Here is a 26,224-nt window from a genome sequence, read left to right on the forward strand (position 1 = left end):
CAACGTTTCCCGTCTGTTCTTTATATTCTCGTAGACAAGCTACAATACTATAATTTGAAAAATTAGGAGATAAGGATGCTACCTGAAATAAAGCTCTCTGTGCGCTCATTAGTTGAATATGTATTCAGAAGTGGAAGTATTGATAATCAATTTCGAACGGCCACCACCATGACCGAGGGGACAAAAGCGCACAAGGCGATTCAAAATACGTATGCAGAAACCGATCAAAAGGAAGTTTTTCTTAAGACGGAAGTCGAATATGATTCGATGATTTTCGTGATTGAGGGCCGGTGTGACGGGCTTCTTTTTCATGATGATGAAATCCTAATCGATGAAATTAAGTCTACTTCTAGGGACTTGAGTTTAATTGAAGAAGATAGTAATCCTGTGCACTGGGCCCAGGCGAAGGTTTATGCCTATATCTATGCAAAAGATCATGATCAGCAAGAAATGAGTGCTCAATTAACTTACGTGCAGACCGCAACTGATGAGCAAAAGAAATTTAAAAAGCGATTCAGCTTTCAGGAGCTTGAACAATTTGTTAACGAACTAGTAAGGCAGTATTCTCCCTATGCATCGCTTATAAATGAGCATCGATTACGTAGAAACCAAAGCATTCAAGAATTAGCTTTTCCTTTTGAAAAGTACCGTGAGGGTCAACGCAAGCTTGCGGGGGCCATTTATAAAACCATTTCTGAGGAAAAGAATATCTTTGCCAATGCCCCAACAGGAATTGGAAAAACGATTTCGACCATCTTCCCCACGGTTAAGGCGATGGGCGAAGGGAAGCTTGAACGAATGTTTTATTTAACGGCAAAAACCATTACAAGACAAAGCGCAGAAGATGCTTTTTCGCATTTGAAAAAGAAAGGTTTATGTTTGAGCGCTGTGACGATTACGGCAAAGGAAAAAGCCTGTTTTAAGGAGGAGACCCTTTGTCAAAAGGAATATTGCGAGTTTGCGAATGGATATTATGACCGAATCAATGAAGCAATGTTGGATATTTTCTCTCATGAAACGTTTATTAATCGAACCATCATTGAAGAATATGCGAGAAAGCATACGCTTTGTCCATTTGAGTTCTCTTTGGACATAGCTTCTATCGCGGATGCGATTATTTGCGACTATAATTATATTTTTGACCCAAAGGTATCATTAAAGCGTTTTTTTGATGAGCATAAAAAACAATCTGTTTTATTGATTGACGAAGCGCATAACCTAGTTGATCGTGCGCGAGAGATGTTTTCAGCAGAATTGTCAAAATCAAACTTCCTTGCACTAAAACGGGAATACAAGGGTTCCACCATATACGATTCTGTTACGAAACTAAATAAGTATTTTATTGAAATAAAGAAACAGTGTTCGGAAAAGGGGCATCTTGTGCTAAAGGAGTTACAGGCTGACTTGGTCGAGATGCTTGAGGAATTTGTCCGTCATGCTGAGGTTGAATTATTACAACAATCAAGGTCAGACCATCAGCAATTGCTAGTAGACACTTATTTTACTGCCACCGGTTTTGTTCGAATATCCAAGCTGTACGATGAACGATATGTGACTTATGTGGAAGCGGAGAAAAATGAGGTACATCTAAAAATGTTTTGTTTGGATCCTTCTCATTTGCTGCAGCAGGTTCGTAAGAAGTTTCGAACCACTGTCTATTTTTCAGCCACACTTTTACCACTGCCTTATTTTGCCGATATGCTTGGTGGCACAGCGGAGGACTATTCCATTAAGATACCTTCGTTATTTTCAAAAGAACAAGCTGAAGTATTTATTCAACCATTATCCACCCGTTATCATGACAGAGATCATACAAAGAAACAGTTGGTTGACATGCTTTCAAAGCTAGTTCAAGGGCGAAGCGGAAACTACCTGATTTTCTTTCCTTCTTATCAATATATGAAAAATGTCTATGAGGACCTAACAACAACCTATCCTGATATTCCTACCATCATCCAAACGAATAAGATGGAAGAGGAAGAACGGGAACAGTTTTTAGAGAAGTTTAAAGAAGGAAATAACCAAACATTCCTTGGCTTTGCCGTATTAGGTGGGATTTTTTCTGAGGGGATTGACCTAAAAGGGGACAGGCTAAATGGTGTGATTGTCGTTGGGGTCGGCCTCCCACAGGTTTGTCTCGAACGAAACATTATAAAGGATTACTTTCAATCAATCGGAAAAAATGGGTATGATTACGCCTATACCTTCCCTGGAATCAACAAGGTGATTCAAGCAGGGGGGAGATTAATCAGGTCTGAAACTGATTCGGGCACGATTGTCCTGGTAGATGACCGTTTTCTTACTAAGAAATATCAACAACTTTTACCTGTTGAATGGGAAGATTTTACGATTATTTGAGGTATGGAAGCAAAGGACGAACCGAGACCACTGAAAAACGTATTTTGGATAAGGCCCAAGTTGTGCACAATCAGCGAATAGGGATTTATTGGAGTCTAGGAGGAAAACAGTAGGACTTATTAAGATCGGTGAAACCGAACCTATTAATGTGACTGCTTCATTAATATCGAAAGCAGATTGGTCACATGAACGGCTATAGCGCACCAAAAAGGCTGAGAAGAAAGAAAAAGTGCTGTATGAAAGCTTCATAGCGCAGCAAAAAGGCTGAGAAGAAAGAAAAAGTGCTGTATGAAAGCTTCATAGCGCACCAAAAAGGCTGAGAAGAAAGAAAAAGTGCTGTATGAAAGCTTCATAGCGCAGCAAAAAGGCTGAGAAGAAAGAAAAAGTGCTGTATGAAAGCTTCATAGCGCAGCAAAATGGCAGGGAAGAAAGAAAAAGTGCTGTATGAAACTCTCAACATGACCGTTTTCCTAATTCTGAAAGCAGATTGCTCACATTGAAGTAGTGAATTTAGTCAGTACCCTCGGACGTACCCCTTTGCTTCTTTCATTTATTTTATTTCAAATGGAAGCATACGGTACGCCTCATGCGCCTCTAAACGAATCCTATTTATTGGTTTCAATGGTTTCAATAAATTTTTCGATGGTTGTCGTTAAATAGGCATCCGCTCTTCTAATAAACACCGTTTTAATTGTGCTGTATTGCTTTGGAAGGCGATGGCATTGGATGAGTCCGTTTTGTTCCATATGAGTGACGGCTGACTTTGGAACGAATGTTACACCCAGTCCCATGGTGACACTTTGCAAGATGGTTTCTAAGGTACCGAATTCCATCACTCTTTTCGGTGTGATGTTTTGGTCTTTATACCAAGCTTCAAGACGCGCCCGGTATCCACAGCCTTTGCTAAAACATAAAAATGGTTTCTCTTTCAACTCTTCCAGGGTGATGGCCCCTATATCCGAAATTAAAACAAGTTCCTCTTGAAACACCTGATGCGATACAAGGTCTGGATGAAAGTCTGATTCTGTAACGAACGCTCCGTCCAATTTATGGTGGAGCACTTCTCTTTGTAGTGTTTCGGTTACCCCCGTATATACAGATAAATCGACATTTTGATAGTTTTTAATATAGCTAGATAAAATTTTAGGTAAATGAATGACGGTTTCAACGGTCCCAATTTCTAATTTGCCGGACGGTACCGTTTGATTGCGAACGGCTTGTTTCATTTCATCTGTTAACGACAATATTTTGTGACTATAAGTTAAAAGCTTTTTCCCCTCAGGTGTCAAACTCATCCCACGGCGGTGTCGGTTAAATAGGGGAGTATTCAGTTCACTTTCTAATTTATGTATTCTAGCTGTAAGATTCGATTGCACATAGTTGAGCTCTTTTGCTGCGCCAGTAATGGTTCCTTGCTCCGCAACTGCCTGAAAAATCTCTAAATCTTTAAATTCCATTTTGCTCCCCATCCCCGTCTATTTTTCTATAGATATATGATATCACAAATAATGATGATTGATTATCATCATTATTCATTTTACGAGATACCAAAAAGGATGGATAATGAACCTTATATTTATTGAGGAAGGTAGGCAGATGGAAATTGAGTAAAAATGTATTGTTTGGGGCCATTTTATGTTTTATTGCTGCTGTTTCATGGGGAGCTATGTTTCCTGTCGCCCATGCAGCTTTCAAACATATTGATCCATTTTATTTTACACTGATTCGGTATGGGGCGGTAACGATTATTTTGGTCGTACTCTTACTCTGGAAAGAAGGAAAGCAGGCTTTTCGCATGGAAGGAAAAGGTCTACAATTGTGGTTTTTCGGGACAATGGCGTTTACGGTTTATAATCTCTTGATCTTCTGGGGAGAAGATTTATTAGGCGAACCAGGGGTAATGGTCGCGTCGATTATGGAGTCATTAATGCCGATGATATCGATTGTGATTGTCTGGATGTTTTTTCAAAAACGTCCCCACCTCTTTACCTTCCTATGTGTGCTGGTATCCTTTATCGGTGCGATGTTCGTGATTACAAAAGGGGATATGAAAGCATTTCTAGGTGCGACGGATGATTTTATTCCTTCCTTTCTTATCTTCATTGCAGTCGTTGGCTGGGTCATTTACACAATGGGTGGTAGTGAATTTAGAGGATGGTCCGCTTTGCGGTATTCGACGCTTACTTGTATCCTTGGCACGCTGACATCGCTTGTCGTGGTGATTGGTGCAACCATGGTTGGCTACATCTCAATTCCGTCAGGAGAAGTCATCCAAGCCACAAGTCCACATTTATTGTTTATGATTGTTTTTCCAGGGTTGATCGCGTTGCTAGGTTGGAACATCGGAGTGAGCATTCTATCACCGATTAATGCGTTATTATTTATTAACTTTGTGCCCGTCACGACGCTATTGGTTTCGGTTTTCCAAGGTTATGATGTAACCGTTTTTGACTTAGTTGGAACGGTCTTGATCATTCTTTCCCTTTTATCCAACAATCTTTTCGTCAGATTGCAAAAGAAAGAATCCAACCAATCTGTTCAAACAAAATTACGTCAGCAGGTATCTTAACGGTCAACAAAGAAGCAAAGGACGTACCCTTTGCTTCTTTCTTATTTCACAACTCTGTTTCTAGAATGACCTGGAAAATCTAAAAATGCAGGTAAAAAAAAGACAATTCATTCAAATGATTGTCTCTATTTAGGCTTCATTTTTAGATATCCCAAAAAACACCTCTTTATGCAAGTGGTTTAAAATAGGAAAAGTGGATTATTCTAATTAAAAGTGGATGATCAAAATGCTTTGGTATCATTTGTGGGTCTATACCCACCTCATTAATACAAAATGGTTTCTGTGGATGGTCGTGGTGAAACGCAGGTTCGCTTTTTATTCGAATAAATGAAGCGGAGGAAATCTTATGGAGAAAACAAGTTATAAAGGCACGAATAAAATGATTACGGGAATTGTCTTTGGCGTGATTACGTTTTGGCTGTTTGCTCAAGCAATGGTCAATGTGGTTCCGGCTGTTCAGGAGGATTTGGGCATTTCACTTGGTACCTTGAACATTGCCATCAGTTTAACGGCATTATTCTCTGGAATGTTCATTGTTGCTGCGGGTGGATTAGCAGATAAAATAGGTCGCAAGAAAATGACTTATATCGGGTTGATCCTAAGTGTAATCGGCTCCCTTTGCCTTGTATTGGCACAAGGTTCGGTTCTATTGATCATCGGTCGTGTGATTCAAGGACTTTCTGCAGCATGTATTATGCCTGCAACCATTGCGTTGATGAAAGCTTATTTTGAAGGAGCAGAACGTCAACGGGCTTTGAGTTATTGGTCCATCGGATCCTGGGGAGGCTCAGGGGTTGCTTCTTTCGCGGGAGGTACCATCGCAACGTACCTAGGGTGGAAATGGATTTTTATCTTTTCGATTCTTTTTTCTTTACTTGGTATGTGGCTGATTAAAGATACACCAGAAAGCAAAGGAGAATCAACTGGTGCATTTAAATTTGACTATACCGGGTTAGTTGTTTTTATTATCACAATGGTGGCATTGAATGTATTTATTACGTTTGGCTCAGATTTAGGCTGGACAAGTCTCATTACCATCGTCCTAGCGGTTGTGGCCATTGTTGGGGCCATCGTGTTCTATAAAATTGAAAAAAACAAAGAGATTGTTTTAATTGACTTTGCCTTATTTAAAAACAAACCGTATTCTGGTGCCACTTTCTCAAATTTCTTATTAAATGCGATTGCTGGGACGCTTGTTGTCGCCAATACTTATGTCCAGGTAGCGAGAGGCTTTAGTCCCTTTCAATCAGGGATGCTTTCGCTTGGGTATTTAGTTGCTGTGTTAGCCATGATTCGTGTGGGTGAGAAAATTTTGCAAAGAGCAGGTGCAAAATCACCGATGATTTGGGGAGCTGTCATCACGACCGTTGGTGTCGCGATGATGGGATTAACTTTTTTACCTGACTTGGCGTACACAGTAGTGGTTTTTATTGGCTTTGCTTTATTTGGACTTGGATTAGGGATCTATGCGACTCCATCAACAGACACATCTGTATCCAATGCTCCTTCCCACAAAGTCGGAGAAGCTGCAGGGATTTATAAAATGGCGAGTTCACTGGGAGGGGCTTTTGGTGTCGCAATATCTGCAACGGTTTACACGACCATTTCCGCAAATGGAAACTTGAATCTGGCTGCAACGATAGGGATTATCGTAAATGTCGCATTCGGTGTTCTCTCCATTCTCTCGATTATTTTTATGGTCCCTAAAGATGCAGGGAAGACATCGACCGAAAAAGAAACGAAGAAAGCACCATTAAAAAACCCTCCTGGGCAACCAGAACCTGAACCTACTCATTAAGGAAAGAAGGCTAGACAAATGTTAGCAAACGAATTAATGAAGAAATTAGATGAAAAAAAGGATCGGATAATCGAGATTCGCCGTTATCTCCATGAACATCCAGAACTTTCTTTCCATGAAGAACAAACGGCTAACTATATTGCCGATTTCTATAAAAATGTCCCTGTTGATTCTGTCGAGACAAATTTCGGTGGTGAACGTGGGATTGTGGTCACGATAAAAGGATCCAAGCCAGGAAAAACGATTGCCATCCGTGCGGATTTTGATGCCTTGCCAATCAAGGAAGAAACGGGTCTGCCTTTTGCCTCAAAAAACGAAGGGGTTATGCATGCTTGTGGGCATGATGGTCATACAGCCTACATGTTGATTTTAGCTGAGACCATAGCGGAAGTGAAAGATCAATTAAAAGGAACAATCAGGGTCATCCATCAACCAGCTGAAGAAACGCCTCCTGGTGGAGCAATTGGCATGATTAAAGCAGGTGTTCTGGATGGCGTAGATGCAATTCTTGGAATTCATGTGATGTCGAATATGAAAACCGGTCATATTTATTATCGAAGTGGCAACACGCAAACGGGAAGATCTTATTTTAAATTACTCATTCAAGGGAAAGGTGGTCATGGCTCCTCGCCTCATTTGGCAAACGATGCGATTGTCGCAGGAAGTGCTTTTGTCATGAATATCCAAACAATCGTCAGTCGCCGAATCAACCCCTTTGACACTGCTTCCGTGACCATTGGAAGCTTTGACGGGAAGGGCAGCTTCAATGTCATTAAAGATGCGGTAACCATTGAAGGAGATGTTCGGACGATGTCCCCTGAGACCCGAGAGGTGGTGGAAAGGGAGGTACACGCCTTTGCTGAAGGGTTAGAAAAAACGTATGGCGTTAAAGCTACACTTGAATATAAAAATGACTATCCAGTCCTCTATAATGACCCAGAAGTAACGGAACAGGTACGGCAAGCTTTAGAACAAGCTTCCATCCCAGAAGTAGAAGCCGTTTTGGAGACACGACCACAGCCGCCTTCAGAGGATTTTGCTTACTATCTTGAAAAAGTACCGGGTTGTTTCTTCTATGTGGGTGCTATTCCTGAATCAGGTGAGGCCTTTCCACACCATCACCCAAAATTTGATATCAATGAGAAAAGCTTAATCATTAGTGCGAAAGCGATGGCTTCTGTTGTCGCATCTTATTGTGAGTAGGGACACCTGCTTTTTTTTTGATTTTGGAAGCAAAGGGGACGTCCCTTGTATTAGGTAAGGGAAAAATTTTGAGGGATAGAGAGAGGAGCACAAGGTACGTCCCCCTATGCTCCTCATGACCCTAACCCATTCTTTAAACGTTTAGTAAATCAGCTTTCTTTTTGTAACTATAAAACCCTTCGCCCGTTGCGATTCCAAGTTTTCCTTTATCGATATACTCAGTCTTCAATAACTGTGCTACCTTTTCAAATTCTGGATTTCCTGCCTGTGCTTTTGCATTGGCGATATTATAGGCTGTTGTAATGCCGATTACATCTAAAATCTGAAACGGACCTTTTGGGGATCCTGTGGCAATTTGCCACGTTTTATCAATGGATTCCACATCGGAAATTTCATTCACTAGAAGCAACTGAGCGGCTTCTAACAAGGGAACCAATAGGGAGTTTAAAATATATCCTGGTTGTTCTTTATGTAACGGTAAGGCAACCATGCCAATAGCCTTGGCAAACTCTAGCATATCATCAAATACTTCCGAATCTGTTCCAGGATGCTTCATGACTTCAGCTGAGTTGCTTACCCAAATTTGATTGGCAAAATGCAACGCTAAAAACTTCTCTGGTCGACCCGTATCTTCTGCGAATTGACTTGGCAGTAGAGTAGAAGAGTTGGTCGCAAAAATCGTTTTTTCAGGAGCGACTTGCCCTAATTTCTTATAAAAATCAGATTTAACTTGAACGACTTCAGGGACAGCCTCAATGACAAGGTCCGCTTCTGCGACTGCTTCCGATAAGTCACTGAAGAAAGAGAGGCGATTGTAAGCTTGATTGACTTCTTCCTCGGTAGACTTGAAATGTTTTTGATAACGAGGCTTTAGTTTCAAGAGTCTTTCTTTTGCCCGCTCTACTGCTTCCTCATTAATATCGTATACTGCAACATGAAATCCTTTGAAAGCGATTTGGAATGCGATTTGACTCCCTAAAACGCCACAACCAGCAACAGTAATATGCTTGTAATTCATCATCATTTTCCCCCTTGTAAACGATTACTTTCCTAAAATATTATTGCATTAATTTGGAAAAAAATGAAGAGGTTTGGGAGAGATTGAGGATAATATTTTGAAATTTAGCTATTTTCCATAAGTGGTTTATGAGTTTTGTCCATGACAAGAGCTCTCAAGGGCATTTTGAGTATCATGGAGGAGAATTTGTCCATGACAAGAGCTCTCAAGGACATTTCGAGCATCATGAAGAGGATTTTTGTCCATGACAAGAGCTCTCAAGGACATTTTGAGTATCATGAAGAGGATTTTTGTCCATGACAAGAGCTCTCAAGGACATTTTGAGCATCATGAAGAGAATTTTGTCCATGACAAGAGCTCTCAAGGATGCACAAACCATTTTTCACTTTGCATATGCCATATTCCAAGATTTAAAGGAGATATGGAGGACAAAGGGGGTATTTCAGGGAAAAGAATCTATTGAATTATAGATTTACAAGTAATGGTAGTAATTGTATTTAAGTCATCCAGAATTTAAAAAAGAGACAATTCATATTCAAAATGATTGTCTCTTTTTCCTTTACCATCCATAACCGTATGGTCTAACAATAATAGGTACAGCAGGACCTGAATATGGAAAAGATTGTGGGAAAGCTTGGGTAGGTGGTTGGATATTGTAGTGAGTTCCTCCGATATTATAAAATTGCGGATGCCCAGGGAAAATGTGTTGACCCCATGCCCCGACGGTTGCATGCGGATACCCTTGATACGTAGCGGTACCATTCATTCCAGTTATAATGGTGTACATGATCATCTCCTCCTTCCAATCACTGCCATATCCTATGCAGGGGAGACAAGGAAGGGAGTTTGTCCTTGTGGGAAATAGTCTTTTAACTAGAAAATTATGGTGCCTGACCCCCTGCGAGGGAACGCTTTAGTGCACTGGGGCAGGCACCAATACTTATATTTTATTGGGGAGTGGCTTCAGTAAAAGGAAATAAAAAGAGACTTTCAGAATTCTGTTTGTTTACCCCCATAATATGTGTTGGTTCGTTCGTATTTTATAAATACAATCATAAACAACACAAGGGGAATCATATGAACGGATTAAACAAGGGAGCCATTGCTATGGTATTAGCGGGCTCTGTTACATTTTCAGTCAGCAACATTTTGTTAGTCGAACAAGCTTTTCAACGAATATCTGATGCTAATCCTTTATCTATAACTGGAGACATCATAAAAGAAAATGGAATTAGCCAAAGAGAAAAAACGAAGAAAGAACTGACTCCAACAGCTGAAGAAAAAGAGGTCCGGACCGATTTTTCTTCTAAAGCAGCTACTAAAAACAATAGGGCAGCTAATCAACAGGATACGAACACACCTAGCAAGAGTTCGACAACAACTCCTGATGTTACGAAAAAGACAACGACAACAAAAGAATCATCACCAAAGGCTACGACTACTACTACGTCATCAAAGACAAGTACAACAAGCTCAGCCACAAAACCAACTGAAAATACGACAAACCCAAAAGTACAAAAGACATCGACTACCCCCGCGCCGACAGGAAACACAACAAGTAGTACGAAAAAGGCAACAACTACTCCTGTGCCGTCAGGAAATAAAACAAGCAGTACCAAAACGACTACCAACCATGGACAACAAGTTTCGCAAGACGCAAAAGAAAAGGCCGCAACCCAGCGGGATCAAAAAGAAAATAACGGAAAGAAAAAGTAATTCTTTCAAAAAGGGGTCGCCAAAGGTGACCCTTTCATTATTTTCATTCAAAGAGAAAGGCTCTTTTCTCAAACTTTGTTGCTCTTAATATAAAATGGGTTGGTTGAAGCTTTGTTTCACTACAGAATAGCCTTTAAATTATGAGAAAAGAGCGGGCAAACTTCCTATAACGTACAAAATAGCTTATCTTGCATTAAAATCGGCTTTAGGTAGTAAAAATCGGCTTTAAGATTTTTACAATTTTAACAACAATCTTTAGGAAAACAGCCAATAGAAAAAAGGCCTTCCCAATGGGAAGACCTATACACATTCTCTATTACATATCTTCCTTCATCTTCACAACAGAGGTTTCCTGAGTTACATTGCCATTTCGTTTTAGTTTATTCCAACCAACGGTTACTCCCTTTATGGCCGAGAGGATGGATTTGAGCACCACATACGTCATAAGCTGTTTGTATAAGATTCGTTGTAAAAACAATGAACCGAGTGGTTTAGGACTTTCTTTCTCCAATCGAAATGCATAAAGAGAAGCAAAGAAGTCTAGCAAGTAGAATAGCATAAACCCAATGGTTGCCTTTCCAGGGTGAGGGCTAAAAAGGGCGATAATGAACAATAGATCAGCTATTGGCGAAATGATTTGATAGAAATATTGGAAAAGCCACATGTTCGGTAAGGCAATATAGCCTAATGAGTGATGTTTTTTATCGAATAAGGCCTCACGGTGTTTCCATAAGCATTGCAGGGTACCATAAACCCAACGGTATCGCTGCTTTGCCAAGCTTCTAATATCTTCTGGGACTTCTGTAAAGGCATAAGCTTTTTCTTCAAATTCAATCTTTTTCCCATTGCGTAAAAGAGTAAGCGTGATATCGGTATCCTCTGCTAGTGTGTCCTCTTTAAAGTATCCTGCTTCTTCTACTGCCATCTTTCTCCATGCACCAATTGCACCTGGTACAACGGTTATGCAATTCAGAGCGGCAAACGCCCTTCTCTCTAGGTTAAAGCCTGTCACATATTCAATATGCTGCCAGTTCGTAAGGAGGTTCCCTTTATTGCCGACCTTTACATTGCCTGATACAGCTGCAACATTTTCATCTTTAAAATGATTCACGAGCAAGGAGATGGCATTTTCAGCGATAATGGTATCTGCATCAAGAGCAACTATGATTTCTCCCTTTGCTTCTTTAAAGCCAAGGTTCACGGCGGAAGATTTACCCCCATTGTTTTTCTTAATGAATCGAATGAGAGGGTGGTTTGCATAAGCTTCTTGAACAACAACAGCCGTACCATCACTTGATCCATCGTCGATAATCAAGATTTCCATGCTTGAGTAATCACTGGATAAAATCGAATCAACAGTGTTGCAAATGACTTTTTCCTCATTGTAGGCAGCGATTACGACACTGACAAAAGGGGTAAAGGTAGGGTCTATCTCGGTTTCTTTATACCTTTTGACTTGCTTCCTTGAGAGGAAAATGAAAACAACTAGTCTCAAGATTCCTAAAAGGATAGCTGAATAGAACAGGAAGCTTAATCCTGATTGCCAGCCTTGTAAGACTTTGAATACAGCCTTCTCATAGACCAAATAGGGGTTGTCCTGATTGACAGATGGCATGATCTGAATTTCGCTTTTTTCAACTAGACCAGCAATGGTGGTAAATGTGTAGCCTCTCTTTTTAAGTTCTTCAATAATCAGAGGCAAGGCTTTGACAGTATTGGAGCGATCGCCGCCAGAATCATGCAGCAAAATGACATTTCCATTTGGCAGCTGATTCAATACCTGATTGACAATTTCAGTGCTAGTTAGTCCCTGCCAATCGTTGGAATCAATCGATTGACCAACCATGGTATAACCCATCTCCTGTGTCTGTAATAGAGGCAACAGTTCGCTCTTTGTTGTTTTCAGTTCAGCGTCCGTTACGTAGGGAGGACGGAAAAGGGTCATCGAATGGCCTGTCATTTCTTGAAATAAACGCTGAGTCGCATTTAGCTCCATTCTTATTTGCATTGGGCTCATGGATGCAACATCAGAATGGGTAAATGTATGGTTCCCAATTTCATGGCCTTCGTTATGCATCCTTTTAACCAGTTCAGGATGAATCAAAGCATTCTCCCCAATAATGAAGAATGTTCCTTTAATATGATGCTTGTCCAAAATGTCCAATATTTGAGGGGTATAGGTTGGATCCGGACCATCATCAAAGGTAAGGACCACTTCCTTTGATTTAGGTTTTCCATGCCGAACAACCTCTAAAGGCTTTGGCAATTTATCATAGGTTTCAGTTTCAATCATCCCGTTTTCTTCCAGTTGAACCGTCCTTGTCCCTTCTGATGGGGAAACGATTGTTACAATCTCCCCTTTACCGCTAGAGTGAACAGATTCAGGAATAACCAAGGAAGTAAGGGCATTGGATGGATTGCTGATTTCCTTTGGTTTATTGATGAAATTCCAGATAGAAGGATCTTCAGACCCAAGGCGCCAAATCGCTATTCCTCTTGAGCCACTATCGATCGCTAACTTCATATGATTATAGACGGTAGCACCATCTAAAAACCAAACAGTATGTTTTTTTTCGTTTCTCTTGTATTGAAAATAAGGGTTGCCTGCCTGTGAGTTCCAATGGATTTGGAGGCTGTTTCGACTCACCATTTTCATGATATCGTTGAATGTCATGATATCTGCGGGCTTTTTGGAGTTTTCTTCCCAGTCGTACCCATAGCTACCCAAACTGACAATTAATTTTTCCGAAGGGATATTAAGCTGGGTTAAGCTCTCTTTTACCCAATCAGATGATGCTATAGGTCCAGGACCACTCATCGTGTGGTGCTCGTCATACAACATCACAATCATACGGTCCGCACTGGCCGCTAAGGAAGCATAATCAAAGCTTTTGTTCATCGGAGGGACAGCCAGTGTGACCATTAAGCCCTGCTGATGAAAGGATTTATAAACCTTATTCATAAAATCAGTAAAATGCTCTTTGTCCTCTTGTTTTATTTCTTCAAAGTCGATATTAATTCCATCAAAGTCATTTGCTTTCACAGAATCTAGCATATTACGAATAAATAAGTCTTCAGCACCTGGAGTCGTAAATAACTGGTGGAGGATCTCGCCATCCCATTTTTTATTAATAAAATTCGTAACCGATGGAAGAATGTTGATATTATGTTCTTTTGCCTTTGCAACAATAGAGCGGTCCACGTTGGTATTTAGGCTAAGGTTAGGAGTTAGCTGCATCCACTCCGGTACTAATGTTGTAATCGAGTCGATATTATTTTCAAAAGAAATTTGGCTGTTTTGATCCCAATTGACGTAAAAACCAAACACTTCCTGCTTCGTCGCCAATTGTTTTTCGTTCAATTGTCCCATATTCTTTTGAATCAGAGTGGAGAGATCTGTTTTAGGAACCTGTGTAGCAAGTTCTTCTTCACTTAACGTTGTATAAATCGGCTTCCTCTCGTTCTCTGTCATCTTGTTAGGATTCAATTCTAGCTCAGGAAAGTCTGGGTTCGTATTAAGGCCTTCTATAAAAATCGTTGTCACCAAGATAATTAAAATAGTAAAACCTACGCTCATGCGTTTAATAATGGACCAGCGTCTTTTGGCAGGGTCAAGAAAAACATGTTCTTGATCTAGCGCTCTTTTTTTTAACCCTAAATTGTAAAACCAGTGAAAGAAAAAATAGCAGACAAAACCAATTAAGCCTCCCATCACCGCTGATACAATGGCTTGTGTAGATTGGACATTCGTTATTAGACCTGAAAATATCTCGTAATCTTTCAATATGCTTAAATCCAGAGTGGGTAACTGGCTCATGTTAGGAACAAAAACCGTAATCAACGTTCCAAGGAATAACGCAATGATATTTAGACGCAACAAAAGTGAAAAAGCAAGCAATAATGGAATTCTGAAATAATCTAAAGGTAAAAAGGCCAGAAAAAACCCTAGTGTACTTGCAACCGCCCCAGCATTTCCTGCGACAGGTGCAAATAAGGATCGGACAATCCACCTAAAAACTCGATTCATGTTGACTCCTCCCAAAGGTGTAGTATCGAAAATAGATACGATTTTTATTCTGTTGATTTTTGGACAATCAAAATCTACATATTAGTCGGATTATTAGCGGGAAGTTCACTATAGTAACAACTTCCTGCATTAGATTTCCTTCGACAAAAAATGACTAACATTAAAAACTTAGGTAAACAGTTTGAAATTCTGGGGGTAAGAGAAAAATTTTGAATTTTTTAAAATGCGGATAAGGACGCATCAAGCGAAGGGGGGCGGAATCTTCAAATCAAATCTCCAAGAAAAAGATGCTGATCTTGTAAAGACATTAGAAGAAAAATTCACGGAATTAAATGAGTGATAGAATTTGCCCGTAAAACCACGTGGGCTTGCCCCGTGGAGTAAGTTAGTAGCAAACTATGAAAATGACTATGGCGGTTATTGTCATACGAGACGTTGATTTTGTGCCTGACCCCGACGCGGTAATGCTTTAGTGCACTGGGGGTCAGGCAGAAAAAAACTTAAAATAGTAGTTTGTACTAAAGTAATCAGCCTCCCTTAGCACCTTGTTTCAGTCGACCCTTAAAGATCTTTCCTAAAATCCAGAGCAAAATCGGAAGAGGTATCGCAATCGATAGGGCAAGTGTGACCCAATAGTTTTCGATGAAAATCATCGCCCTCGAGTGATCAAGGACGATCCACAATCCTACCGATGATAGCAGGAGAGCGACGGGGATAAGAACGGGGCGAAAGTCTTTCATCCCGAACATTTGCTGTGTACAGATCGATGCGCTTAAGAAAATAATCGATACTTGCGTAAAAGTGGAGACGGCAAAGAAGGCAATCATAATGAGTTCATAGCGGTGTAAAAACAATCCGACTTCCGCGCTTCTGGCCATTTGCATGCACGATATGTTGTAACTCCCGGTTACTTCTGGGGAAAGAACACCTGCTTCGAGGATTGGCCACATAATCACCATAAAGCCTGCAAATAAAATTCCCATCACACCCGGATGAAACGTTGATCCTTTTTTAGCAATAGAGGGGTAGAGAATACCGGCAATGACGGTGGCAATTGCCCAGTCTGAATTATGAAACCTGCTTGCCCAAGCCGTTCGCACCACGCCAGAGTCGAAAACAGGCATTAATTCACGAATATCAAAATAGGAAAGGGAGCCGAGGATAATCAGCATGTTTAGAAAAAAGAGCAATAAACCGCCGATTAAAGCGACTCTCCCAAGGACCTCTAACCCATGAAAGGCAGAGAAAACACCAACAATGAAAGCCACGCCGCAGAATAAGTAAATGGGTGCATCGGGTAAAAAATAATCATTTAAATGATAGACAAACGTGGCAAGAACGACGACGAAGGCTCCTGTTAAAAACAGAAAAAGCAGGAGCGCAACGATTTTTCCTCCCCATTTTCCTAATAGAAAGAAGGAATGTTGAATGATCGTATGCTTAGGGGCTCGAGACATGACTTTAAAGGTCAACCACATCACAAAGACCCCTTGAATAATAGCTAAAAGGGTCGCCAACCACATATCACTGCCTACTTCACGGGCGATTGAACCCTGGGTTAAGCCGATGGCTTTTGCGTAAATTAAGTTAATGACAATAGCGATGAACATACCGCCTGATATTTGAACCTTCGTCATGGTTATTCCTCGTTTTTCATTTTTTCGCTGGTTTAAAAAGCAGTGAAGAATCATTAATTTCAGCTGTTGTTTTGACTTCTACCAGTACGTCTGGAAAGACAATTTCCCAATTTTTTTCAAGCTTTCGCCATTCAACAGGAAATTGATTGTGGAAGATCTCCCCAAGATGAAGAAAATCCGATTTCGTTTCAGATTGGGCAATTTTCACAACTCTTTCTACGTGATTTTTCAATTGTGCCTCTACCTGTTTTTCAAGGTCCTTCATTTGAGAGGTATTCTTGATGGTAAAGGCACAGGGACTTTCTACAAGGGAACCTATAACAGAGTAATCCACCGTAAATACAGGTTGATTTTCTCTTACATTCGGCGTTACCTTGAACCGTTGATTCACTAATTCAAGTGAGATTTTCTTCTTTTCGTCATCGGGACAAACGAGGACCATCATGCCAGTTTCAGGTTTTTCGATAAATGGTAGCAGTCCTTTCATTTCTTTAGGCTCAATGACACTGACCATTTTTTCACCTTTAAAAACACCAGCACCAGCCAATTCAATTTGTTTGATGCTTCCAGCTTGGCCGGGTTTTTTATTTGAAACTCCTTTATTGATAAACTGAACGCGAGCAACAACGGGCTCAGTGCTTTTATCGGCCAGTGCCGCTTGTAAATCGATCATCTGCGTTCTCGGGGCTTGTACAGATACCCCTGTGTAACGAAACAATTTATTAATCGCTTCACCTGGAATGACTTCAATTCCACTAAGGGTGGATACAATCTCGCTCGCTTTTTCCGGGGTCACCATGACCCATGTGCGCATTCGTAATTCGGGATTTCTGGTGAAAAAGTCGACCACTTCCTGGATTCCTTCCTTGGCGTAGTCTTCACTTATGACAATGGCATAATTATGAGCCCAAAACACCCTGCGGGAAGAGAAGGTCGATAAGTTTCGAATTGCTTCAAATAGGGTTTGCCCTGTGGAAGACGCAGCCCAGATAGGATCGCCTGTTTGCCCAGAAGGAGCACCTGTCTGTCCTCTTGAATCAGCGGGGCGAACGACCTGAACTGTGATTTCTACTTGACCATCGTCAGCCTTATCAATGCCTACTGCCATCACAATTGCTAAATCATTGATTTCTCTTTTACCCGCACAACCGGTAAGAAAGAGGATAAAAGAAAGAATGAATAATATCCGCTTCATGCTAACACCTTTTTCATTCTATTACGACTGATCATTTTCACGATTGTCTTCTCCTTCTGCTAAATGGGCGGGACGTTTCAACGTCCACCAAGGGAAACGAAGAATGCTATCCTTTTGGTCATTGGCTCGAAACGGAACCATCGGAGAAAGGAAAGGTTCTCCAAAGGATCTTAATGACAGAGCATGAACTAGTAAAAGAGTAAACGCTGCAGCGAATCCTAATAAACCAAGTGTCCCAGAGATAATCAGGAGCGGAAACCGAAGCAAGCGGATGGAAAAGGAGGCTGCATAATTCGGAATGGAAAATGATGCAATCCCTGTGATGGCAATGACAATTACCATAAAGGGTGACACAACCCCTGCCTGCACGGCAGCTTGCCCAATGATTAACGAGCCGACAATGCTCACTGCTTGTCCGATTGGCTTTGGCATGCGTAATCCGCCTTCACGAATCAGTTCAAAAGCGAGTTCCATGAGTAATGCTTCTACTAGAACCGGAAAAGGGACCACTTCTCTTCCTGAAGCAATCGTCAACGCAAGAGTGGTAGGAATCATTTCTTGATGGAAGCTAACAAGCATGACGTAAAGAGAAGGCAGAACGAGACTTATAATCAATGCCCCTAACCGAACCAACCGATAAAATGTTCCTAGCATATAATTGGAATAATAATCATCACTTGCTTGGATATACTCCCAAAAGGTGCTAGGCATAATCAGGACAAAAGGGGAATTGTCGACAAAGACCGCTGCTTTTCCTTCCAACAAGGCGGAGGCTACTTTGTCAGGGCGCTCTGTACCTTGAATCGTAGTAAAAGGAGAATAGCGACCATCTGCAATCAGTTCTTCGATATAACCAGAATCCATCACTCCATCAAGCTTTACTTTTTTGAGTCGTGATTGGATTTCTTCTATTAATCCTTCTTTCACCGTTCCTCTAATATAGGCAATCGAGATGCTTGTCTTTGTTTTTTTACCAATTTCTAATGATTTCAGGGAAAAATAGGGGGTTTGTACCTTTCTCCTGACTAATGCTGTATTGCTTCGGATATTTTCTGTGAAGCCCTCGCGCGGTCCTCTGACGACCTGTTCTGTTTGTGGTTCTTCCACGCTTCGTTCATTCCAGCCTCTAGATGCCAATATGAGCACATCATCATAGCCATCGAGAATAATCATCGAATCCCCTGCAAGAATGCTAGTGATTCCTTCTCGAAAAGTGGACACGAGGTTAGATGTTTGATTATACAAAATATGGGATTTAATATAATTGGGCAACTGGTTTACGGAAAAAAATGGGTGTTCTTTCATGATCTCCGGCGCTTTATACATGAACGTTTCGATGGCAGAATCAATTGTATCGGTGGTAGATAGACCATCTATATAAAGACATATACCGTCGATTTGGCGATGTAGACGCAAGGTAAACTCTCTTTTAACCAAATCGTCATTTTCTTTTAGAATGGTTTCGATTTGGTTCACGTTGCTAGATAATTTTTTTTTGAAAGGCTCCGATAGTAATTTTTCGATTCTCTCTTGATTCAAATTCCCATACCATCCTATTTTTAGTAAGCTTCATTTTAGATTTACCAGAATATAACTTTCTATGCGGTTCGTTTAAAACAAGAAAAAATGGAAACTTCTAAACCAAAAGGGGAGGATCAATATGGACTGGTATCATTTGTGGATATATACCCACCTCATTAATACAAAATGGTTTCTGTGGACAGTCGTGGTTTTCATTCTCTTCCTAAACGCAATCGCCCCATTGCTCATGTGGGCCGTAACAAGTAGCAAACTAGTCAAGAAAAGACGTGCCTGAGACAGAGGGACAGGTTCATTGTCCTAGAATTTTGGGTGCACTGGGGGGGAGACCCCAAATACCCGCAAAACATTTTTTCAGGTACTTACGCCATAGGAAAAACAGCTCAAGCGTATTATATCGATAAAAAAAGTAAGGATGAGTTAGATAGCATCATGAAAGAAGCAAGTGATGAAGGGAAAGATAAAGCTTCAGGATTAGGGTAATGACACGTGCTACGTTTCCCTTGATGTGGAAATTTGGGTCTGATCCCCGGTGCGGTAACACTTTAGTCCACTGGGGGTCAGGCACCCAAAAGGTTTCATGATATCACAAAAAAACCACCCTAGTATTATAAGGAGGGTGGTAGAAAAGCTTAGCTACTTTTCATTATGATTTTGCTTTTCTTTGTTTTTTCATCGACCTTAATAGATAGCCCCCTTTAAATTTACGTGGCTCATAAGAAATAATAAATGCATTTGGCTCAAATTGTTCAATCATTTTCATTAGTTTTTCTTCGACACTTCTTTTTGTCAAAATTTGAAGTTGATAACGGACGCTATCTTTTCCCATCCCTTCGAAAACAGTAACACCGAAGCCACTTTCGCGAAGATTCGAAACAAGCTCCGAATTCTTATTCATTAAGTTCACAGTGAGGGTTGTATATCCTAAGGCTAATTTATTTTCAATATAGCCACCTAAATAGATTCCAGCAGCAAAGCCCATGGCATAAACAAGCATCTCAGCAATACTTTGCTCGCCACTAAGAACAATGGATAGACCAAACACATAAATCAACGCTTCTAAAAATCCAAAAATAGAAGCAAGTATGGTCATGTTTTTAACGACAAAAATGATTCGTAGAGATAAAGTCGGTACCAATATGATTTGTAATAAAAAAATCAAAAGGATATTTGGCAATGTAACCGCTCTTTCTTTATGATTTAGTTCTCGTAATGAGTTTATATTCTTAATTTCTAGCATGACCAAAAACCATAAAATCATGAATCGTACTAAGACGTACCGAAAGACAAACTTGTCTCCTAAATTTATAAAACTACCCTTAACAAGGACTAAAAACTAGTAGAGAACAGTTCTCTACTAGCTTTTTTGTTTTACTGTTCCACCAATCCTGAAACAAGAAGAAAGGCATTGGTTGTGAGTTATTGGCCAAAAATCGTCGAAGTATTTACAAGGGATATTCTAGGCCAAGGTGTGTATGGGATTCGAAAATCGAGCAAATAATACTAGCAAAAAGTCTGGGGGTTGTACAATGAAAAAAGTATTTTTAGGCCTATTTATGTTGGTCCTATTGTTAGCAGCATGTACTGGGGGAGGAGAAGAAGAGAAGAAAAAAGAGGAAACGAAGGAAAAGGATGCGCCAAAGGAAGCAACCTTGTATGACGCAATCAAAAAAGATGGCATCCTTCATGTCGGTACAGAGGGGACGTATGCACCCTTTACCTTTCACAATGAGGAAGATGTCCTTACTGGGTATGATGTCGAAGTCATCAAAGAAGTGGCGAAGCGCTTGGACTTAGAGGTCAAGTTCATGGAAACTCAATGGGATTCGATGTTCGCTGGCTTGAATTCAGAACGATTTCATTTGATTGCCAATCAAGTCGGAATCAATGAAGAACGAAAGGAAAACTATGATTTCTCTGAACCATATACCTACTCAAATGCTGTGCTAGTCGTACCGAAAGATAGTGAGGGGATTACCTCTTTTGAAGACCTAAAAGGCAAAAAAGCGGCGCAGTCCTTAACGAGTAATTATGGAAAAATTGCTGAGGAAAATGGGGCTGAACTTGTTGGCGTTGAAGGACTTGCGCAAGCGGTTGAGCTGATGAAGCAAGGTCGTGCCGAAGCAACGGTCAATGATAAATTAGCTGTATTGGATTATATCAAACAACAGGGCGAGGATGACATTCAAATTGTTGCTGAGACCGATGATGTGACAGAAATGGGCTTTGCCTTCAATAAAGGCAATGAAGAGCTAGTCGATGCTGTCAGTGAACAATTAAAAGCGATGAAAGAGGACGGAACGTTAGAAAAGATCTCACAAGAATGGTTTGGTGAAGATGTTTCTAGAAAGTAATGTCGTTTATACAATAACAGCTGGGATGGAGGGATGGGAGTTGTTCATTAACTCCCTTCTTCCTATGCTATCAGGGGCGATTCAATATACGATTCCGCTGACATTCATTTCGTTTATCGGAGGATTGTTTCTTGCTTTACTAACTGCGATGATGCGCCTAGCGAATTCGCGCATTGTTCAGATACCAGCGCTTGTTTATGTTTCGGCGATTCGCGGCACACCACTGCTTGTGCAATTATTTATTATTTTTTATGGACTGCCGAATATTGGCTTAAATATTGATCCGTTTCCAAGTGCTGCGATTGCCTTTATCTTGAATGTCGGGGCCTATGCCTCCGAGATTATCCGCGCATCGATTCTCTCGATTCCAAAAGGGCAGTGGGAAGCCGCCTATACAATCGGTATGTCGAGGAGGACCGCACTACGAAGAATCATTTTGCCCCAATCGGCGCGGGTTTCGGTTCCGCCGTTATCGAATACCTTTGTTAGTCTTGTCAAAGATACATCGCTTGCATCATTGGTGCTAGTAACGGAGCTATTTCGTAAAGCCCAAGAAATTGCTGCCAGGACATATGACTTTTTATTATTGTATATGGAAGCGGCACTCATCTATTGGGTCATTTGTTTTCTTTTATCATTAGTGCAAACCGTGATTGAAAGGCGTTTGGACAGGTATGTGGCGAAATAGGGAGGGGGAGGATTCGTGTTTTTAACCATTCGTGACTTAGCAAAATCATTTGGTGACAATGAGGTGTTAAAAAGCATCAATGTGGACCTCGATAAAGGCGAAGTACTCTCAATCATCGGTCCTTCCGGCTCTGGTAAAACGACTTTGCTGCGCTGTTTTAACGGGCTCGAAACACCAGATAAAGGAATTATTACCTTTGAAGATGGTCTGAAATTGAATTTTCAGGAAAAAATCAAGAAGCAAGAGATTGATCGCTTACGAAGAAAGTCAGGAATGGTATTTCAATCCTATAATCTGTTTCCACATAAAACGGTGGTTGAAAACGTCATTGAAGGGCCTATAATTGTTCAAAAAGAAAGGAAAGCGAGTGCCATTGAGCGTGCTGAGGAGCTGCTCGCAAAAGTTGGGTTAAAAGAAAAGAGAGATTTTTATCCGCATCAGCTGTCAGGTGGGCAGCAGCAACGGGTGGGTATTGCCCGAGCGTTGGCCTTGAAACCGGAGTTAATGCTATTCGATGAACCCACATCGGCCCTGGATCCCGAATTGATTGGCGAAGTTTTGACAGTGATGAAAGACTTGGCGAAAGAAAAATGGACCATGATCATGGTAACTCATGAAATTCAGTTTGCTGGAGAAATTTCCGATCAGATTCTTTTTATGGATGGTGGCTATATCGTTGAACAAGGCAGTCCACAAGAAGTGCTGAAAGCGCCAAAAGAGGAGAGAACGAAACAATTTTTACAGAGAATCTTGAATCCAGCGTAGTTGACTGCTGGGACAGAGGGACAGGTACATTGTCCCAGAAGTTTGTCCCTGACCCCCGGGCACGGTAACGCTTTAGTGCAGTGGTCAGGCACCAAAGTGGGGGCACCAACAAAACAATATTGTGCTTTGATTTTAAATGTGCTATGATTCCTTTTGTACTAAATGACCAAAATTATCATCTGGTCAGTTTTGAGTAGAAAAGGGGTGAAGGGATTGGCAATTGACCGTAGGCAGTTAATTATTGAGGCCGCTCATAAATCGTTTTCTTTATTTGGCTACAAGGCTACGACCATGGATCAGGTTGCGAAGGTAGCGAATGTCGGCAAGGGGACCATTTACACTTTTTTTAAGAATAAAGAAGAGCTATTTGACGAAATAATTTCCTCGCTTATTAGGGAAATGCGAGCCGCCGCCGAGGAGGTTATGGATGAGCACAAAACCTTCCATGAAAATGCGAATCATGTGCTTTTTAAATTGTTGGAGTATCAAAAAGAGCATCAGCTGACAATCAAGCTCCTTCAAGAAGGAAGAGAAATGGGCACACGTGAAGTGGTCGACGTCTTGAATCGACTAGAAGAGATGATTGTTCAATACGTAAAAGAAATCGTACAAAAAGCGGTCGATAAAGGGGAAATTGAACCTTGTAACCCAGAACTAACAGCGTTTGTTATGTTGAAATTATATGTTGCGCTGATTTTTGATTGGGAGAAATCTCACAAACCTTTAAATCAGGATGAGATCTTTCAGGTTTTCCAACAATATTTAATTAATGGATTGTCAACCTAGTACAATCCCATTTTTCACCTTAAAATGACCAATTGTCTAAAATGGTCACTTTTTCACTTTCAATAGAAATATGTTCGTGTATCAACCCTTTTTTATATCAAAAACTGACCATTCGATGAAAATAGTTAATCAGTAAAGGTGGGAGAAAGAATGAAAAACTCGTTGTTTGTAGCGGAATGGAAACAGATTTTTAGCAACAGGAAAGTGTTAATTCCCATCCTTGCTGTCATCTGTGTTCCAATTTTATATGCTGGGATGTTTCTTTGGGCCTTTTGGGATCCGTACGCACAGCTAGAGGATTTGCCGGTAGCTGTCATTAATCAGGACCAGGGTGCAGAGTTTGAAGGAGAACAGTTGGAATTAGGAGATAGGCTTGTAGATAATTTGAAAGAGAATGATAGTTTTCAATTTCATTTTGTTTCAAAAGAACAGGGATATCAGGATTTAGAAAATCAGAAATATTATATAGTTATTGAAATTCCAGAGGACTTTTCAGAACATGCAACAACATTACTAGATAACGAACCTCAAAAGCTATCATTAAAGTACGTGCCAAATGAAAGTCACAATTTCTTATCTGCCCAAATAGGTGAAACGGCCGTTAATGAAATCAAAAGTGTCATCTCAAAGGAAGTAACAGCAACCTATGCGGAGACGATTTTTGACAAAGTAACGGAAATGGCAGATGGCTTTCGTCAAGCCAGTGATGGAGCAGGAGAACTACACAATGGTGCGGGGAAACTTGCGGAGGGCGCGAATACGCTAACCGAGAACCTGGAAATCCTTGCGTCTAAGTCAATCGAGTTTAACGAAGGTATTGGTAAAGTTCAATCGGGTTCAGGGGAGGTCGCAACTGGATTAGATGAACTATCTACTGGTGTGAATCAATTATCACAAGGTAGCAACCAGCTGTTAGCTGCCTCAAAAGAGTTGCAATCTGGTTCTGCACAGTTGATCTCAGGCTTAGCAGAAACGGAAGCTGGCATGAGTGAACTGGATACAAAACTCCCTGCACTTGTTGCCGGAACTAGCCAGGTTCAATCAGGGCTTATAGAGTTTCAGGAGGAGCTTCCAGGGCAATTGGCCGCTTCAATTGGAGAACAACTTGGTACAAGTGTGAATCAAATGAACGCTGGGTTGGATCAGCTCGAGACCCAATTAAGTTCTCAATTATCAGCAGGTATCGCCGAGCAAATTGCAAGTCAGCAAACAGCTCAAATGACACAGATGTTTGAAGCACTTCGCAAGGCGAATATTGATCAAAATACGCTCCAAGCGATTCAACAGCAGCTCGCAGAAAGTACACCTTCACAAGCAGATTTGGAAAAGCAGCTGAAGGTAGGGATTTCACAAGGCTTAAATCAAGGCTTTACCCAATATAAAACAACGGTTAGTGAACAATTAGATGGTTCCACTAGCCAATTAGAAGCACAAATCCAAACTGCGGTCGCTCCGACTTTTACCGAGTTAATCAATGGTTTGAAGACCATTAACGAAAACCAAGTAAAGCTCCAAGACGGGGTGCATCTGTTAGCAGAAGGCTCTAGTCAGTTAAGCGGGGGAGCATCGAAACTAGCAGCAGGTCAAAATGAGTATGTAAGGAACTTAGCGCAATTCGATGAAAAACTAGCTTCTGCTACTGCTGGTGCAAACAAATTGGCCACAGGGGCGGGTGAACTTAACACTGGTATGGCCCAACTAGCAGACGGTTCAAGTAAAATCAGTGATGGAACGAACCAGCTTGCGGATGGTTCGAAAGCGCTGGTAGACGGAACTTTACAAGTAGAAGGTGGAACCAAAGAGTTAAAAGATAAACTTGGCGATGCTGCAGGACAAGCTGGTTCAGTGAAGGCCGATGATCAGACGTACGACATGATGGGTGAGCCTGTGACTGTCGAGAACGAAGCCATCAATGAAGTGCCAAACTATGGAACAGGGTTCGCTCCCTATTTTCTATCCTTAGGCTTGTTTGTCGGGGCTTTATTGATATCAATTGTGTATCAAATGAAAATGCCGTCTGTTCGTCCGAGAACTGGCTTTGCTTGGTTTCTCGGGAAATTCGGTGTCTTTGCTGTCATCGGAACGATTCAAGCGATTATCGCCGATATCATCTTGTTGTTTGGCTTAGGAATGGAAGTTCAAAGTGTGCCACTCTTTATCCTTACGTCAATGGTCATTAGTTTTACCTTTATGGCACTGGTTCAATTTTTTGTTACCTTGTTTGGGGACCCTGGACGTTTTATGGCCATCCTCATCTTAATTTTCCAATTAACCACGAGTGCTGGAACCTTCCCACTCGAGTTAATTCCAAAGGCTTTACAACCAATTAATGCGCTATTACCAATGACGTATAGCGTTCAGGCCTTAAAAGCGGTCGTATCAAGTGGGAATTTTGCTTACATGTGGCACAATATTGCCATTCTCATCGCTTTCATGGCCGGATTCGCCACTCTTACATCGATTTATTTTAGTATTCAACATAAAAGTAAACGCGATTTGGTTCCGGAACAAAATGTAGCAGATTAAATTTTGGAGGGACATTGTCCCGGGAAATTTTGCTCTGACCCCAGG

18 protein-coding genes are annotated in these 26,224 nt (G+C 41.0%); 10 read left to right on the forward strand and 8 right to left on the reverse strand.

Annotated elements, in window-relative coordinates:
• Positions 1-75: 75 nt before the first annotated feature.
• Positions 76-2,358, forward strand: coding sequence for a helicase C-terminal domain-containing protein (locus LG336_RS09365; protein ID WP_404332309.1), 2,283 nt, complete (start codon positions 76-78; stop codon positions 2,356-2,358).
• A 605-nt stretch (positions 2,359-2,963) separates the two neighbouring features.
• Here the strand turns inward: LG336_RS09365 and LG336_RS09370 are convergent.
• Entirely contained in the window at positions 2,964-3,815 is an 852-nt protein-coding gene (locus LG336_RS09370) for a LysR family transcriptional regulator (protein ID WP_404332310.1), read from the reverse strand.
• Positions 3,816-3,961: 146 nt separating this feature from the next.
• Here LG336_RS09370 and LG336_RS09375 point away from each other — a divergent pair, with 146 nt between their 5' ends.
• The 3 genes from LG336_RS09375 (at position 3,962) to LG336_RS09385 (ending at position 7,928) form a co-directional block, all read left to right on the forward strand.
• The gene (locus LG336_RS09375; protein ID WP_404332311.1) at positions 3,962-4,927 is read left to right on the forward strand and encodes a DMT family transporter; all 966 of its coding nucleotides are present in this window, start codon (positions 3,962-3,964) and stop codon (positions 4,925-4,927) included.
• A 346-nt stretch (positions 4,928-5,273) separates the two neighbouring features.
• Complete coding sequence (locus tag LG336_RS09380; RefSeq protein WP_404332312.1) at positions 5,274-6,725, forward strand: MFS transporter; 1,452 nt, start codon at positions 5,274-5,276, stop codon at positions 6,723-6,725.
• An 18-nt stretch (positions 6,726-6,743) separates the two neighbouring features.
• Positions 6,744-7,928 carry a M20 family metallopeptidase gene (locus tag LG336_RS09385; RefSeq protein WP_404332313.1) on the forward strand — a complete coding sequence of 395 codons (1,185 nt, stop codon included), beginning with the start codon at positions 6,744-6,746 and terminating at the stop codon, positions 7,926-7,928.
• A gap of 133 nt (positions 7,929-8,061) precedes the next feature.
• On the opposite strand, the gene LG336_RS09390 is transcribed toward LG336_RS09385, so the two are convergent.
• Entirely contained in the window at positions 8,062-8,946 is an 885-nt protein-coding gene (locus LG336_RS09390) for a 3-hydroxyacyl-CoA dehydrogenase (protein WP_404333124.1), read from the reverse strand.
• 559 nt (positions 8,947-9,505) lie between these two features.
• Positions 9,506-9,733 (reverse strand): hypothetical protein, encoded by a 228-nt coding sequence (locus tag LG336_RS09395; RefSeq protein WP_404332314.1) that lies wholly within the window; start codon positions 9,731-9,733, stop codon positions 9,506-9,508.
• A gap of 290 nt (positions 9,734-10,023) precedes the next feature.
• Between LG336_RS09395 and LG336_RS09400 the strand changes: the two genes are divergently transcribed.
• Positions 10,024-10,662, forward strand: a complete 639-nt coding sequence (locus tag LG336_RS09400) for a hypothetical protein (protein WP_404332315.1) — start codon at positions 10,024-10,026, stop codon at positions 10,660-10,662.
• 316 nt (positions 10,663-10,978) lie between these two features.
• On the opposite strand, the gene LG336_RS09405 is transcribed toward LG336_RS09400, so the two are convergent.
• The 5 genes from LG336_RS09405 to LG336_RS09425 all read right to left on the reverse strand — a co-directional run bounded on the left by LG336_RS09405 (position 10,979) and on the right by LG336_RS09425 (position 20,237).
• On the reverse strand, positions 10,979-14,689 hold the full coding sequence (locus LG336_RS09405) for a polysaccharide deacetylase family protein (RefSeq protein ID WP_404332316.1): 3,711 nt from the start codon (positions 14,687-14,689) through the stop codon (positions 10,979-10,981).
• A 527-nt stretch (positions 14,690-15,216) separates the two neighbouring features.
• Positions 15,217-16,326, reverse strand: a complete 1,110-nt coding sequence (locus LG336_RS09410) for a GerAB/ArcD/ProY family transporter (protein WP_404332317.1) — start codon at positions 16,324-16,326, stop codon at positions 15,217-15,219.
• Between the two features lie 16 nt (positions 16,327-16,342).
• Positions 16,343-17,521, reverse strand: a complete 1,179-nt coding sequence (locus tag LG336_RS09415) for a Ger(x)C family spore germination protein (RefSeq protein ID WP_404332318.1) — start codon at positions 17,519-17,521, stop codon at positions 16,343-16,345.
• A gap of 21 nt (positions 17,522-17,542) precedes the next feature.
• Positions 17,543-19,060, reverse strand: coding sequence for a spore germination protein (locus LG336_RS09420; RefSeq protein WP_404332319.1), 1,518 nt, complete (start codon positions 19,058-19,060; stop codon positions 17,543-17,545).
• A 646-nt stretch (positions 19,061-19,706) separates the two neighbouring features.
• Complete coding sequence (locus LG336_RS09425; protein WP_404333125.1) at positions 19,707-20,237, reverse strand: DUF2179 domain-containing protein; 531 nt, start codon at positions 20,235-20,237, stop codon at positions 19,707-19,709.
• A 352-nt stretch (positions 20,238-20,589) separates the two neighbouring features.
• Between LG336_RS09425 and LG336_RS09430 the strand changes: the two genes are divergently transcribed.
• The 5 genes from LG336_RS09430 to LG336_RS09450 all read left to right on the forward strand — a co-directional run bounded on the left by LG336_RS09430 (position 20,590) and on the right by LG336_RS09450 (position 26,179).
• Complete coding sequence (locus LG336_RS09430) at positions 20,590-21,414, forward strand: amino acid ABC transporter substrate-binding protein (protein WP_404332320.1); 825 nt, start codon at positions 20,590-20,592, stop codon at positions 21,412-21,414.
• Positions 21,415-21,439: 25 nt separating this feature from the next.
• Positions 21,440-22,102 carry an amino acid ABC transporter permease gene (locus LG336_RS09435; RefSeq protein WP_404333126.1) on the forward strand — a complete coding sequence of 221 codons (663 nt, stop codon included), beginning with the start codon at positions 21,440-21,442 and terminating at the stop codon, positions 22,100-22,102.
• Between the two features lie 15 nt (positions 22,103-22,117).
• Positions 22,118-22,867, forward strand: a complete 750-nt coding sequence (locus tag LG336_RS09440) for an amino acid ABC transporter ATP-binding protein (protein ID WP_404332321.1) — start codon at positions 22,118-22,120, stop codon at positions 22,865-22,867.
• A gap of 213 nt (positions 22,868-23,080) precedes the next feature.
• Positions 23,081-23,653: a TetR/AcrR family transcriptional regulator gene (locus LG336_RS09445; RefSeq protein WP_404332322.1), complete on the forward strand. Its 573-nt coding sequence runs from the start codon at positions 23,081-23,083 to the stop codon at positions 23,651-23,653.
• Between the two features lie 150 nt (positions 23,654-23,803).
• On the forward strand, positions 23,804-26,179 hold the full coding sequence (locus LG336_RS09450; RefSeq protein WP_404332323.1) for a YhgE/Pip family protein: 2,376 nt from the start codon (positions 23,804-23,806) through the stop codon (positions 26,177-26,179).
• Positions 26,180-26,224 lie beyond the last annotated feature (45 nt).

The organism is Mesobacillus maritimus (genome assembly GCF_044803185.1).
Classification (GTDB): domain Bacteria; phylum Bacillota; class Bacilli; order Bacillales; family Cytobacillaceae; genus Mesobacillus_B; species Mesobacillus_B maritimus_B.

Coding starts and splice junctions, on each gene's coding strand:
- LG336_RS09435 (WP_404333126.1), top strand. CDS start 21,440: ATGGAGGGATGGGAGTTGTTCATTAACTCCCTTCTTCCTATGCTATCA.
- LG336_RS09390 (WP_404333124.1), bottom strand. CDS start 8,946: ATGAATTACAAGCATATTACTGTTGCTGGTTGTGGCGTTTTAGGGAGT.
- LG336_RS09415 (WP_404332318.1), bottom strand. CDS start 17,521: ATGAAGCGGATATTATTCATTCTTTCTTTTATCCTCTTTCTTACCGGT.
- LG336_RS09430 (WP_404332320.1), top strand. CDS start 20,590: ATGAAAAAAGTATTTTTAGGCCTATTTATGTTGGTCCTATTGTTAGCA.
- LG336_RS09450 (WP_404332323.1), top strand. CDS start 23,804: ATGAAAAACTCGTTGTTTGTAGCGGAATGGAAACAGATTTTTAGCAAC.
- LG336_RS09405 (WP_404332316.1), bottom strand. CDS start 14,689: ATGAATCGAGTTTTTAGGTGGATTGTCCGATCCTTATTTGCACCTGTC.
- LG336_RS09365 (WP_404332309.1), top strand. CDS start 76: ATGCTACCTGAAATAAAGCTCTCTGTGCGCTCATTAGTTGAATATGTA.
- LG336_RS09370 (WP_404332310.1), bottom strand. CDS start 3,815: ATGGAATTTAAAGATTTAGAGATTTTTCAGGCAGTTGCGGAGCAAGGA.
- LG336_RS09380 (WP_404332312.1), top strand. CDS start 5,274: ATGGAGAAAACAAGTTATAAAGGCACGAATAAAATGATTACGGGAATT.
- LG336_RS09410 (WP_404332317.1), bottom strand. CDS start 16,326: ATGACGAAGGTTCAAATATCAGGCGGTATGTTCATCGCTATTGTCATT.
- LG336_RS09395 (WP_404332314.1), bottom strand. CDS start 9,733: ATGTACACCATTATAACTGGAATGAATGGTACCGCTACGTATCAAGGG.
- LG336_RS09385 (WP_404332313.1), top strand. CDS start 6,744: ATGTTAGCAAACGAATTAATGAAGAAATTAGATGAAAAAAAGGATCGG.
- LG336_RS09400 (WP_404332315.1), top strand. CDS start 10,024: ATGAACGGATTAAACAAGGGAGCCATTGCTATGGTATTAGCGGGCTCT.